The organism is Deltaproteobacteria bacterium (assembly GCA_011773515.1).
GTDB lineage: Bacteria > Desulfobacterota > Deferrimicrobia > J040 > J040 > WVXK01.
On record WVXK01000048.1, the window covers coordinates 51,449 to 64,711 of the forward strand.

The window sequence follows — 13,263 nt, forward strand, 5'->3', positions numbered from 1 at the left end:
TCAGGCTTTGCGAAATTCGCGAAGTAGTAACCCTGCTCGTTAATGCTTGTCCCTACCTCGATACACCTGTTCGGGCAGTATGTAACGCAGAGGGCGCATCCTTTGCACAACTTTTGATCGATATCGATTCTCGGCACAAGCGTGCTCCTCGGGGCTTTCTTGTTTACTATTTTAGTCGATTGCAAAGTGGGTTGTTTGCAAATATCGAATGGTATTCGGTTGGGAGCGTAATACGAGTGAGCTGGTCTTCGCACCGCCTTTGAAAAATCGCACCCCTTTGAGCAGCTCACCATCCGTGACGCCCGTTGCGGCAAACATTATGTTTCCCCGGGCAAGGTCTTCCATGGCCAGGACTCTGTCGACATTCCTGATCCCCATTCTTCTGGCCCTCTGGATTTCCTCCCTGTTTCTCGGCCTGAGTATCCCCTGAAAGTTCCCGCCCATACACCGCAGTGCCGCAGCCGCAAGGACGCCCTCGGATGCCCCTCCCGTCCCCATGAGAACGTCCACACCCGTATCTTCTCCCGCTGTTGCTATGGCGGCAGCCACGTCTCCGTCAGAGATCAGGCGTATCATGGCCCCTGTCTTCCGAACCTCGTCGATAAGCTTTTCGTGCCGCGGCCTGTCGAGAATCACAACGGTAATTTCCTCCACGGGCCTTTCAAGAGCCGAGGAGATCGCCTCGAGATTCTCAGAGGGGGGTTTGGATATATCGATAACGCCAGCAGCCCCGGCTCCCACAGCGATCTTGTCCATGTAGGTATCGGGGGTGCGGAAAAACGAACCCTCTTCTCCAACGGCCAATACGGAAAGAGCATTGGTTCCTCCCGTAGCGACAATGGTGGGACCTTCGAGAGCATCGACGGCAAGGTCGACAACAGGTTCATCGGCTCTGCCGACAACTTCGCCGCTGAATAGAACGGGGCTATCGTCTTTTTCCCCCTCGCCGATTACGATCCTGCCCCGGAAATTTACCGTGTCCAGGGCCTCTCTCATTGCCTGGACCGCCAGCATGTCGGCCCTGATGTTGTCCCCCCTGCCCATGATCCTCGCTGCGGCCATGGCTGCGGCTTCGGTAACCCTGACGGCTTCCAATGCTATATTTCTATAGAGCATCTTTCACCCGCTGAAGCTTTGATCGTAATGCACCGGGGGGCCTGATAACTCTCCCCGACGGATCGGTAAAAGCGTGTTCGGTGAAACCCGTCGTCAAAACCCCGGCCTCCGACTCGATCCTGTATTCAAATCCGATTCGTGCCTTTGCCAGTTGATTCATTCCCGTGAAAATCCTGACCTCGTCGTCATACCTGGCCGGCCGCAGGTAGCGGCAACCAGCTTCAATTACGGGAAGATGGATACCCATGGCGTTCAAATCCCGGTAGACGATGCCGCTCTTCCTGAGAAGTTCCGTCCTGCCGATTTCAAACCACCTGAAGTAGACACCGTAATAAACGATCCCCATTGCGTCCGTATCGCCGAATACAACTCTGGCGCGGTGGACCTCGTTCATGATTTGAGACCGAGAAAAATGGGCATTAAATCGAATCCCCGCTCGACGAAATACCCTGTCTTTCTTGCTTCGTCCTCTGTGTACCTTGCCGCGGAAAAATCGCGGGAGTTTTTCAGCTTCGGGTACATGACGAAAGGTACCGGCTCATTCGAGTGTGTCCTTATTGCCACCGGTGTGGGATGGTCAGGGAGAAAGAGAACCCTCAAGTCCCCTTTTCCCTTCGCCCTTTCAAGAATCGGTCCTATTATGTGCCTGTCGATATCCTCGATGGCTTTTACTTTGTCCGCGGCGTCGCCGTTGTGACCCGCCTCATCGGGTGCCTCGACATGAACGAGGACGAAATCCTTTTTTTCCAGCTCCTGAAGACAGTATTTCCCTTTCCCCTCGAAGTTCGTGTCGATGTATCCCGTGGCACCCGGTACTTCCACGATGTCCATGCCGAGGTAAATCCCAATACCCCGTATCAGGTCCACCGCTGCGATGATCGATCCGGCTACCCCGAACTTTTCCTCGAAGGGAGGCATCTTTGGAGCCTTTCCCTGCCCCCACAGCCAGACGGAAGTTGCGCTGTTCTTTTTCCCTCCCGTGAGAGGGGCTTCCGGGGTTTGGTTACTGAAGACTTCCATCGACTTTTTCATGATCTCAACCAGGACTTCTGACCCCTCGCCCGACGGAAGAAAGTCCCTGATAGGCTTCCCCATGATATCGTGGGGCGGAACGGTGGTAACGCTCTCCCTCCCGTTGCGCCATACCATGAGATTTCTGTAGCTCACGCCGGGGAAAAATTCCACGCCCAGACTGGCAGTCGCAGCGTTCAGTATTGTAAGGAGCCTCCGGGATTCTTCGGTGGATATGTGTCCTGCAGAGTAATCAACCATTGTCCCGGCGGGAATTGCCCCTTCGATGGTCACGATATTGCACCGCACCGCCACGTCGGTGGGGGAAATATCGACACCAATTGACGCCGCCTCGAGGGGCGATCTCCCCGTGTAGTACTCTTTCGGATCGTAACCCAGGATGCTGATGTTCGAAACGTCGCTTCCCGGGTACATATCCTTGGAGACGATTTGAGCGAGCCCGCACACCCCGTTTTTTGCCATAAAATCCGCGTGAGGCTTGCTGGCAGCCTCGAGTGGCGTCCGCCGGCCAAGGGAATCGACCTTCCAGTCGGCCATGCCGTCGCCAATGACGACCACATATTTCATGCCCGCTCCTCAGAGTCCCAGTTCTTGAACAACTTCCTTTAAAACAGGCTGGACCGAAACGGGTCCCACGGCCTGTTTAACTGCAATGTCCGGGTCCTTCAGGCCGTGCCCCGTAAGGGTGATTACGACGGTCTCACCTCCACTGAAAAAGCCTTCAGAGACCAATCTTATCACACCCGCTATGCCTGCTGCCGACGCAGGTTCACAAAATATTCCCTCTGTAGAGGAAACCAGCTTGTAGGCATTCAATATTTCCTCGTCGGAGACCATCGCGATCATTCCCCCCGACTCATCCCTTGCAGCTATCGCCCCCTTCCAGGAGGCCGGGTTTCCTATTCTGATTGCCGTAGCGATGGTTTCCGGCTCGCTCAGTGGATGTCCCCGGACGATGGGGGCAGCGCCCTCTGCCTGAAATCCGATCATTTTCGGGAGATTGTCAACGATACCCCTTGCGTGATACTCTTTGTACCCCTTCCAGTAGGAGGTGATGTTTCCCGCATTCCCAACGGGGAGGACATGGTATTCGGGCGCTCTGCCAAGTGTGTCGCAAACCTCGAAAGAGGCTGTCTTCTGCCCCTCTATCCGGTAAGGGTTTAACGAGTTAACGAGCGTTATGGGATAGTTTTCCGATATCTCTCTCACGATCTCCAGGGCCTCATCGAAATTTCCCTTCACCTGGATGATGGTGGCTCCATGTATTATCGCCTGAGACAGCTTTCCATATGCTATCTTGCCCTCGGGTATGATTACGTAGGCCTCGACTTCCGCCTTCGAAGCGTACGCGGCAGCGGAAGCCGACGTGTTGCCGGTGGAAGCGCAGATGACAGCCGATGCGCCCTGTTCCTTTGCCACGGAGAGCGCCAACGTCATTCCCCTGTCCTTGAACGATCCTGTCGGGTTGACTCCCTCGTACTTCAGATAGATGTCGAGATCGCCACCTATTTTTCTCACGAGATTGTCGGCCCGCAAAAGCGGTGTGTTCCCCTCGCAGAGGGTGACGATATTTTCTTCCGAAACTTCCGGCAAGAGTTCGCGGTATCTGCGCACCACTCCTTTCCACTCCATTTCTCACTCTCCCGTTACAGATTGCTCTCGATTCTGATGAGCTTCGTTTTGTCGAGAACGACGTCTAGCTCATCGATCTCCTGAAGGGCTCTTTTCAGGTCTCGTTCCATTGCTTCGTGAGTTAGAATAACTATGGGAACGCCTTCCTCCATCTTCCTTACCTTTTGAATAACGGAGGATATGCTTATGTTATTTTCCCCCAGAATCCCTGATATTTTTGAGAGAACCCCGGGCTTGTCGATGACGATGAACCGCAGGTAAAACTCCGAGACTACTTCATTCACATCTTTCACCTCTATCTTACCGCCATCCTTTTCATACCCGGAGAAGGGAATGCGCTTCTTCGAGCCGGCCCTCATGTTTCTTCCAATATCGATGATATCACCCACAACGGCACTCGCAGTCGGATCCATACCCGCTCCGCTTCCAAAAAAAAGAACCGGGCCGACGAAGTCACCCGTGACGTAGACGGCGTTATAAGCGCCTGCGACAGTGGAAAGCAGATGACCTTTCGGAATCATCGTCGGATGCACCCTGGCCTCTATCCTCTCTCCGTCCTTCTTGGCTATCGCCAGAAGTTTGATCTCATACCCGAACTCGCCTGCGAACTTAAGGTCCAATGGTGTGATTTCCCTTATCCCCTCGACATACACGTCATTGAAATCGGGATACTTTCCCGTAGTCAGACAGATCAGTATCGCAAGCTTGTGAGCCGAATCGATCCCATCGACATCGAGGGTCGGGTCAGCCTCTGCAAGGCCCAACTTCTGGGCTTCCTCTAAAACGAAAGGAAACTCGAGGCTCTCGCGGGTCATGCGTGTGAGAATATAATTGGATGTTCCGTTGATAATGCCGAAGAGTTCGATCACGCTGTTACCCGCAAGACTCTCCCGCAAAGCCTTGATCACCGGGATGCCGCCCGCCACGCTTGCTTCAAAGCCGATCTCCACTGCCTCTTTTTCGACTTCCCCGATGACGGAGTCCCCCATCTCGGCAAGGAGCGCCTTGTTTGCGGTTACAATGTTTTTTCCCCTCCTCGATGCTTCGACAAGGTACTCGCCCGCCTTTTCGGTTCCGCCGATGAGCTCGACGATTATGTGGATATCAGGATCATTGATAAGTCGATAGGCATCAGTCGTAAAAAGTTCTTCGGGAACGCCCACATCCCTCTTCCTGTTCATGTCGATGTCGGCGACCCCTGCAATCTTAACGGGGATTCCCACTTTTTTTTCGATACTCTCCCCGTTCTTCGTCAACATCCTGTAGACGCCCTCCCCCACCGTTCCCAGGCCAATTATGCCTACGTTGATAGCCCTCATGACACGCTACCTCTTTACCTTTTTCGCCTTTAAACCCGCATCCAGCACCTGCTTTATGCCGCGCACCGCCTGTCTTATCCGGTGTTCATTCTCAACGAGCGCGAATCGAACGTAACCCTCTCCATGCTCCCCGAACCCGACGCCGGGTGAGACAGCAACCCGTGCTTCCCTCACGAGAAGCTTTGAGAATTCAAGGGAGCCCATTTCCAAAAACTCGCCGGGAACCTTTCCCCACACAAACATCGTCCCTTTCGGGGGCTCTATGTTCCATCCGGCCCTTTTCAATCCCTTTACGAGCGTGTCTCTTCTCTTCCGGTAGATCTCATTGATTTCCTCAACCACGCCGTACGGCCCGTTGAGGGCTATTATGGCAGCCACCTGAATGGGCTGAAACATCCCATAATCGAGATAGCTCTTGACCCTGCCCAGAGCGTGGACCATAGCGCTGTTCCCCACGCAGAAACCTACCCTCCAGCCGGGCATACTGTATCCCTTGGACATCGAGTAGAGCTCAACGGCAACATCTTTCGCCCCCGGCACCTGCAATATCGAGGGGGCTTTGTACCCGTCGAAGGTAATGTCCGCGTAGGCAAGGTCGTGTATGATGAACATGTTGTTTTCCCTGGCGAAATCGATCAGCCGCACGAAAAATTCATAGTCTACGATTTTCGTTGTCGGATTGTGGGGAAAGGATATTATCAGCATCCGTGGTCTGGGCCAGAGTGTTTTGACCGCTCTTTCCAGAAGGGTCAGAAAGTCCTCTTCTCCTGACATGACGTTGACCCTTCTCACATCGGCATTGGCAATTATCACCGAATAGTAGTGGATGGGATAGGTGGGGTCGGGAACGAGCGCTATGTCACCGGGCCCCATCGTTGCCAGGACCAGATGGGATAGCCCCTCCTTGGCCCCGATAGTTGCGATAGCTTCGCTGTCCGGGTCCAGTATCACGTTGAAATGCCTCCTGTACCAGTCACATATGGCGAGTCTCAGCTTATAGATACCCCGGGAAGCCGAGTAGCGATGATTTTTAGGGTTCCTCACCGCCTCGATCAATTTTTTGACAATGTGATCTGGTGTTGGGATATCGGGATTCCCCATTCCCAGGTCTATGATGTCTTCTCCCTCTCTTCTCAGTTGCATTTTCAACTCGTTTACGACGTTGAAAACGTACGGTGGCAGTCTTTTGATCCGCGTGAACTCTTCCATTTTTTTTCCCTTTAAATAATTGAATTTAAACTATAAATCCTAATTCAAATGAACAGTCTTGTCAATGAATGTCGCGTTACACGAACGCAAAATCGATTCTTCCACCCCACATGGAACTGACGAATGAGCGGAGTTCCCTGTTCTCCTGTCGGCCAAGCTCAGGGTCCTCCGCTATTATTTCAAATGCCAGTTCCCGTGCATTTTTGAGCACGCGGCTATCGCGAATGATGTTCCCGAATATAAGATCGGGAAGTCCCGACTGTCGCGTCCCGATGAACTCACCCGGCCCCCTGATGAGCAAATCTTCTTCGGCAACTTTGAAGCCGTCCGTGGTGCGCACCATGACCTCGAGGCGCCGTTTCGCGTCTTCCGACTCTTTTTTCCCCGCAACGAGAAAACAGTACGATTTCTTCCTTCCTCTTCCCACCCTCCCTCTCAGCTGATGGAGCTGGGAGAGGCCAAACCGTTCCGGATGTTCGATCACCATGATATTGGCCGACGGCACGTCGATACCGACTTCAATAACCGTTGTGGAAACGAGGATTGATACGCTGCCGTTTCTGAAACCGCCCACGATCCTCTCCTTCTCCCCGCCCTTTATTTTTCCGTGGATAAGCTCCACGCCAAAATCGGTGAAAATATCCCTTTTTAGATGACCGTACATCTCCTTGGCGGCTCTTAGATCAATCTTTTCCGATTCCTCCACCAGCGGATACACGATGAAAGCCTGGCCTCCCTTCGCCACCTCCTGCCGGATGAACTCGTAGAGTTCATCCCTCTGCCATTCATAAATGAGCCTTGTCTCAACCGGCGTCCTTCCAGGGGGCATCTCATCGATTACCGAAACATCCAGGTCCCCGTAAAGAGTCATGGCAAGCGTCCTGGGGATCGGCGTCGCCGTCATGACGAGCATGTGGGGAGACTGCCCCTTGAGCCTCATTTTCAACCTCTGGTATACGCCGAACCGATGCTGCTCATCGACGATAACCAGCGCCAGGTTGTGAAACGAAACGTCCTCCTGTATTATGGCGTGCGTTCCAACCACGATGTTTATCCTCCCGGATGCGATGTCCTCTTTTATCCGGGTTTTTTCCTTTCCGGTAACTGAAGCGGTGAGCAGGCCGATGTTTAAAGCCAGACCGTTTGAGAGTTCCTTGAAGTTTTTGAAGTGCTGCTCGGCGAGAATCTCGGTGGGCGCCATGACGGCAACCTGGTAACCCCGGTGCCACGCAACCATGGATGCTATCCACGCGACAATGGTTTTGCCCGAACCTACGTCGCCCTGAAGGAGCCTTTGCATCGGCTCTTTCTTCTTCATGTCTTTCAGGATGTCGTTTACCGCCGTTCTCTGCGCGCCGGTGAGCTGAAAAGGCAGCCTCTTTTTGATTTCATCGACGATGTTTCTGTCCCACGAAATTTCCACCCCTCTCTCCCTGCACCCCAGATATTTCTTCCTTGCCAACCCCAGCTGGAGCGAAAAGAACTCGTCAAAGATGATCCGCCTGTGATAGGCGGTTCTGTAGTTTCTGAGCTCTTCCACGTCTGAGCTGCCTTCCGGGAGGTGGATGCTTCTCAATGATACAGCAAGGGGTGGAAGATCTTCCCTCCTAAGGATCGATTCGGGAAGCGGATCGATCAGAGAATCTGCATGAGACTGCACGGCGGTTAAAATGATTTTCCTCACAATCTTCTGATGGATCCCCTCTATGTCCGAATAGACGGGCGATATTATTCCTCTGTCATGGCGGGGAAATTCACCCCCCGCGTCGGGAAAGGTTACCTCGGGGTGAAGAAATTCCATCCTTCCCTGGAAATATTTTGCGCTGCCGTAAACGAGGATCTTCCGCCCTTCCCCGTATATCGATTTCCATCTCTTCGGGTTGTAGTTGAGCCACTTCAGGCATGTACCGCCCGTCTCATCTTCCATGAAAACCTCGAAACAGCGGCCACCGGAGAAAAAACGGATTTCATTCGCCCTCGAGATTTTGCCTGCGAACAGATAGGTTCCCTCTTTTTTCATATCGCCTATTTTGGTGATGAAACGCCTGTCCTGGTAGTCCTTCGGAAAAAAGTAGAGCGCATCCTTTACCGTCCTGAGGCCCTTCTTCTCCAGCCTTTCGTAAATTTTCGGCCCCACCCCTTTCACGTATCGAAGACTCATGCTGAGGTTTTCCTGTCTCATCCCGCTCATCTCTTTGTTGATTTGTGAAATTCCTGGAGGCTTACAACAGTGAACTTTTCTTTCCTCATTCTGTGCAATGCCATGGCAGCAGCCTTTGCTGCGGCAATAGTCGTGAAGTAAGGAACTCCGTGCACGAGCGCGGTCCTTCTGATGTAGTATGAATCTGCCTTTGACTTGGCTCCCAGGGGCGTGTTTATCACCAGGGCGATGTCTCCGTTCTTGATCAGGTCCGCCACATGTGGCCTTCCCTCTGTGATCTTCAACACCTCCTCGGCAAGGATGCCGTTGTCGAAAAGAAAGCGCGCGGTGCCCCTCGTCGCAACGAGGGTAAAGCCCGAGGCAACGAGGCTCTTTGCGACATCTTTGATATACATTTTATCTTCGTCCCGGACGCTGATGAACGCTTTGCCCTGTGATGGAAGGAGATTCCCTGCCGCAATCTGGGATTTTGCGAAGGCAATTTCGAAGCTTGTGTCTATACCCATGACTTCACCGGTGGATTTCATTTCGGGTCCGAGAAGCGTATCGACACCGGGAAATTTTATGAAAGGAAAAACAGCCTCTTTCACGGATATGTGGCGGGGCACAACCTCTTCGGTAAACCCGAGGTCCTCTAACGTTCTACCGATCATGACTTTCGTTGCAAGCTTGGCAAGCGAGACTCCAATGGCCTTGCTGACGAAAGGGATGGTTCTCGAGGCTCTCGGGTTCACCTCCAGGATGTATAAATCATCATCTTTCAGAGCAAACTGTACGTTCATCAGGCCAACCACGGAGAGCTCTCTCGCAATGGCTTTCGTCTGCCTGACTATTTCCTCGATGACATGACTTTTGAGTGAATAGGGGGGGAGGGAGCATGCGCTGTCACCGGAGTGTACGCCTGCCTCCTCTATGTGCTCCATGATGCCTGCCACCACGGTATCCTTTCCGTCGGAAATGGCATCCACGTCTATCTCGATGGCATCTTCCAAAAACCTGTCTATGAGAACAGGACGTTCACCGGATACGACAACGGCTTCCTTCATATATCGTATGAGGGACTCCTCGTCATGAATGATTTCCATGGCCCTGCCCCCGAGCACATAGGAAGGCCTGATGAGAACGGGAAAGCCGATCGAACGCGTCACCTCTCTCGCCCCTTCGATGGAAGTTGCAGTCCCGTTGGGGGGCTGCTCGAGTCCCCGCCGCCTCAGCATGGCGGAAAACAGCTCTCTGTCCTCTGCCATATCTATTGACTCAGGCGGTGTCCCCAGGATTTTCACTCCCGCCCTTGCAAGGTGAACGGTTAACTTGAGGGGGGTTTGCCCCCCGAACTGGACAATGACACCGTCCGGGTCCTCCTGCTCGACGATCCGGATCACATCCTCGAAGGTGAGCGGCTCGAAGTAAAGCTTGTCCGATGTATCGTAATCGGTGCTCACCGTTTCGGGATTGCAATTGACCATGATCGTCTCGTACCCCTCTTCCCGAAGGGCAAAAACGCTCTGGACGCAGCAATAGTCGAACTCGATGCCCTGCCCGATCCTGTTCGGCCCGGCACCGAGGATAACCACTTTCCTGCCCTCGTTCCTGACGGATTCATCTTCCATCTCGTAGGTGGAATAGAGGTAAGGCGTATATGCCTCAAACTCTGCGGCACAGGTATCGACGAGTTTGTACACGGGGCGAACACCAAGCTTGTTCCTCAGGGCATGAAAATCAGCCTCCTTTACTCCCGCCAGCTCTGATACTTTCGCATCCGAGAACCCCATGCTCTTGATCTTTCTCATGTACCCGTCAAGCCAGGGCGAAGGATTCCCTCCATTTACGGCTATTTTGAAATCTTCGGCCAGGCCGCGGATGATCTCTTCCTCCTCGACAATCTGTCTGATGTTTATGAGAAACCAGGGGTCAATGCCCGACAGTTCGTGTATCCTCTGGACCGTTAAATTCTGCCTGAAAGCCTCTCCGATATAAAGGATCATCTTGCTGTTTGGCTGCTTGAGTTTCTCCTCGATGAGTTCAACCCGCCGTGCCTCATCGATTCCCCTGTCCAGAGGGTCATCGAGCCCATTTAGGTCACTTTCAAGTGAGCGGATCGCCTTCTGGAGAGACTCTTTGAAGGTCCGCCCTATTGCCATGGCCTCCCCCACGGACTTCATCTGTGTCCCCAGGCGGTCATCGGTCTGGGGAAACTTCTCGAAGGTAAAACGGGGAATCTTCGTTACCACGTAATCTATCGAGGGCTCAAAGGACGCCGGGGTCTCCTTCGTTATGTCGTTTTTCAACTCGTCAAGCGTATATCCGACTGCAAGCTTGGCTGCTATCTTTGCAATGGGATAGCCCGTTGCCTTCGATGCAAGAGCCGATGATCTCGAGACCCTCGGGTTCATCTCTATGACCACCATCTCCCCCGTATCCGGCTTTATCGCGAACTGTATGTTGCTCCCTCCTGTGTCTACGCCGATCTCCCTGATGATCGATATCGCCGCGTCACGCATGATCTGATATTCCTTGTCCGTAAGGGTTTGTGCGGGTGCCACGGTGATGCTGTCGCCTGTGTGGATCCCCATGGGATCGACGTTTTCAATGGAGCAAATGATCACTACGTTGTCGTTTGCGTCTCTCATCACTTCGAGCTCGAACTCTTTCCAGTTGGCAACCGATTCCTCAACGAGTATGGTCCCCTTTGGCGACGCATCGAGGCCCCATTTGACCATCTCCTCGAATTCCTCCCTGTTGTAAGCGATTGAACCGCCTGTGCCGCCGAGGGTAAAAGATGGCCTGATCACTGCAGGAAAACCCACATAGTCGACAGAACGAATGGCCTCACCCATCGAGCTTACGTATCTGCTTCTCGGGATTCGAAGACCGATCCGCTCCATTGAAAGCCTGAACAGGTCCCTGTCTTCGGCTTTGTTGATAGCCTCGACACTCGCGCCTATGAGCTCTACGCCGAACCGCTCGAGCACTCCCTGCTCACTGAGGGCAACGGCTAAGTTGAGAGCCGTCTGCCCGCCGATCGTGGGGAGAAGGGCATCCGGTTTCTCGCGTTCGATTATTTTTTCAACAAAGCGAGGAATCAGGGGCTCGATGTATGTTCTGTCTGCGAATCCAGGGTCGGTCATGATCGTGGCAGGGTTCGAGTTCACGAGGATCACCCGGTATCCCTCTTCTTTCAATGCCTTGCATGCCTGCGTACCCGAATAATCGAACTCGCAGGCCTGTCCGATGATTATCGGACCCGAGCCGATGATCATAACGCTCTCTATGTCGCCCCTCCTGGGCACTGTTTTAGAATTCCTCCTTCATCGCCGAAAGATCAAAGAAAATCTTATTTTCCTCACAATCTAAAACATATTTCTTTCCCGGTGAAGCGCCCCCGTGCCGTCAAAGAGCCGCTCTCGGGTGGGTATGGCCGGCCACCGCTCAACTCCTTTCGTCCTCCTCTCTTTCATGGAAATTCAAGAAAAGGGGATTTCACAAAGCATCATGACCACATGCTCTCCATATGCTCGTAAAACCGGTTAAAAATGTACCGGGAATCGTGCGGCCCCGGCGATGCCTCGGGGTGATACTGGACAGAAAAAACATTCAAATCGGGTATTGCCAGCGCCTCAACGGTCTTGTCGTTCAGGTTGATGTGGGTTATCTTTGCCCGCTCTTCAATGGAACTGGCGTCGACAGAAAAATTGTGGTTCTGACTCGTTATCTGAACTTTCCCGGTTTCAAGGTCGAGAGTCGGCTGATTTACGCCGTGATGTCCGAACTTCAGCTTATACGTCCTTCCTCCGAGTGCCAATCCGAGTATCTGATGACCAAGGCAGATCCCAAATATGGGGAGTTTCCCGAGAGATCTTCTCACCGTCTCCACCACGTACGGAACTCCCATGGGGTCACCGGGCCCATTCGATATGAACAGGGCATCCAGCTTTTCACCATGAAGCGTATCAAAGTGGGTGTGGGCAGGAAAAACCGTGACCCTGAACCCATGAGAAACGAGCTGCCTGAGGATATTCAATTTGACACCGCAGTCGATAACGCCAACATGCGGTATCTTCTTGAATTTCTGTCTATATTCCTCTGCCTTGCCGTACCCTTTCAATATATCCCAATCTCCGTGGATCCACTCATATGGTTCACGGCAGGTAACCTGCTGGACGAGATCGCGCCCCTCTATCTTTTCTGCATTTCTTGCCTTTTCAACGAGGGTGCCCCGTTCGCTAATCTCGGTAGAAATGAATCCTCGCATGGCCCCCTCTTCCCTAATCATCCGGGTGATCATTCTCGTGTCGATTCCCCAGATCCCGACGATGCCATGCCTGCTCAAATAGGAGCCGAGTGATTCCCGGGATCTCCAGTTGGAGGGCTCGTCCCAGTACTCCCTGACGATGAATCCCTCTACCCACGGCCTTACGGATTCGACGTCTTCATCGTTGACCCCGTAATTGCCTATCTGCGGATAGGTCATGAGGACGATCTGCCCCCGGTAAGAGGGGTCTGTGAGAATCTCCTGGTACCCGGTCATCCCGGTATTGAATATGACCTCTCCAGACGTCTCTCCAGCGGCACCGAAGGAAAATCCCTCAAAAAAAGAACCATTTTCCAATGCCAAATATGCGCCTTTCATGAACCATTCGCCTGGCTGTCCCGATATACCACTTTCCCGTTTACGACAGTCATCTTTACTTTTCCCCTCATCTTCCTGCCGATAAAGGGCGAGTTCCTCGACCTGGATAAAATCATATCCTCGGTAAAGGTGTACCTCGCATTCAGGTCCACGATGGCCAGGTC

General features: G+C 53.0%; 10 protein-coding genes. All 10 read right to left on the reverse strand.

The genetic code is table 11. The annotated features are described in order from the left end of the window. Positions 1-171: 171 nt before the first annotated feature. On the reverse strand, positions 172-1,116 hold the full coding sequence (gene glpX, locus GTN70_04650; GenBank protein ID NIO16272.1) for a class II fructose-bisphosphatase: 945 nt from the start codon (positions 1,114-1,116) through the stop codon (positions 172-174). Next, positions 1,106-1,510: a YbgC/FadM family acyl-CoA thioesterase gene (locus tag GTN70_04655; protein NIO16273.1), complete on the reverse strand. Its 405-nt coding sequence runs from the start codon at positions 1,508-1,510 to the stop codon at positions 1,106-1,108. The genes glpX and GTN70_04655 overlap by 11 nt, the downstream gene beginning before the upstream one ends. Then, complete coding sequence (locus GTN70_04660) at positions 1,507-2,715, reverse strand: cofactor-independent phosphoglycerate mutase (GenBank protein NIO16274.1); 1,209 nt, start codon at positions 2,713-2,715, stop codon at positions 1,507-1,509. The genes GTN70_04655 and GTN70_04660 overlap by 4 nt, the downstream gene beginning before the upstream one ends. A gap of 9 nt (positions 2,716-2,724) precedes the next feature. Beyond that, the gene (locus tag GTN70_04665; GenBank protein ID NIO16275.1) at positions 2,725-3,780 is read right to left on the reverse strand and encodes a threonine synthase; all 1,056 of its coding nucleotides are present in this window, start codon (positions 3,778-3,780) and stop codon (positions 2,725-2,727) included. Between the two features lie 14 nt (positions 3,781-3,794). Continuing rightward, the gene (locus tag GTN70_04670) at positions 3,795-5,099 is read right to left on the reverse strand and encodes a homoserine dehydrogenase (GenBank protein NIO16276.1); all 1,305 of its coding nucleotides are present in this window, start codon (positions 5,097-5,099) and stop codon (positions 3,795-3,797) included. A gap of 6 nt (positions 5,100-5,105) precedes the next feature. Continuing rightward, entirely contained in the window at positions 5,106-6,308 is a 1,203-nt protein-coding gene (locus GTN70_04675) for an aminotransferase class I/II-fold pyridoxal phosphate-dependent enzyme (GenBank protein ID NIO16277.1), read from the reverse strand. Between the two features lie 76 nt (positions 6,309-6,384). Continuing rightward, a complete protein-coding gene (recG, locus tag GTN70_04680) occupies positions 6,385-8,490 on the reverse strand; it encodes an ATP-dependent DNA helicase RecG (GenBank protein NIO16278.1) in 2,106 nt (701 codons plus the stop codon). A 5-nt stretch (positions 8,491-8,495) separates the two neighbouring features. After that, a complete protein-coding gene (carB, locus tag GTN70_04685) occupies positions 8,496-11,759 on the reverse strand; it encodes a carbamoyl-phosphate synthase large subunit (protein ID NIO16279.1) in 3,264 nt (1,087 codons plus the stop codon). 200 nt (positions 11,760-11,959) lie between these two features. Then, positions 11,960-13,099 carry a glutamine-hydrolyzing carbamoyl-phosphate synthase small subunit gene (gene carA, locus GTN70_04690; GenBank protein ID NIO16280.1) on the reverse strand — a complete coding sequence of 380 codons (1,140 nt, stop codon included), beginning with the start codon at positions 13,097-13,099 and terminating at the stop codon, positions 11,960-11,962. Then, positions 13,096-13,263, reverse strand: a 168-nt coding sequence (locus GTN70_04695; protein ID NIO16281.1) for a dihydroorotase, incomplete at its 5' end; no start/stop codon positions are given. The genes GTN70_04695 and carA, both read right to left, overlap by 4 nt.

Excerpts from the sequence above, each read along its gene's own strand:
- glpX (NIO16272.1), bottom strand. The coding sequence starts at position 1,116 with ATGCTCTATAGAAATATAGCATTGGAAGCCGTCAGGGTTACCGAAGCC.
- GTN70_04655 (NIO16273.1), bottom strand. The coding sequence starts at position 1,510 with ATGAACGAGGTCCACCGCGCCAGAGTTGTATTCGGCGATACGGACGCA.
- GTN70_04660 (NIO16274.1), bottom strand. The coding sequence starts at position 2,715 with ATGAAATATGTGGTCGTCATTGGCGACGGCATGGCCGACTGGAAGGTC.
- GTN70_04665 (NIO16275.1), bottom strand. The coding sequence starts at position 3,780 with ATGGAGTGGAAAGGAGTGGTGCGCAGATACCGCGAACTCTTGCCGGAA.
- GTN70_04670 (NIO16276.1), bottom strand. The coding sequence starts at position 5,099 with ATGAGGGCTATCAACGTAGGCATAATTGGCCTGGGAACGGTGGGGGAG.
- GTN70_04675 (NIO16277.1), bottom strand. The coding sequence starts at position 6,308 with ATGGAAGAGTTCACGCGGATCAAAAGACTGCCACCGTACGTTTTCAAC.
- recG (NIO16278.1), bottom strand. The coding sequence starts at position 8,490 with ATGAGACAGGAAAACCTCAGCATGAGTCTTCGATACGTGAAAGGGGTG.
- carA (NIO16280.1), bottom strand. The coding sequence starts at position 13,099 with ATGAAAGGCGCATATTTGGCATTGGAAAATGGTTCTTTTTTTGAGGGA.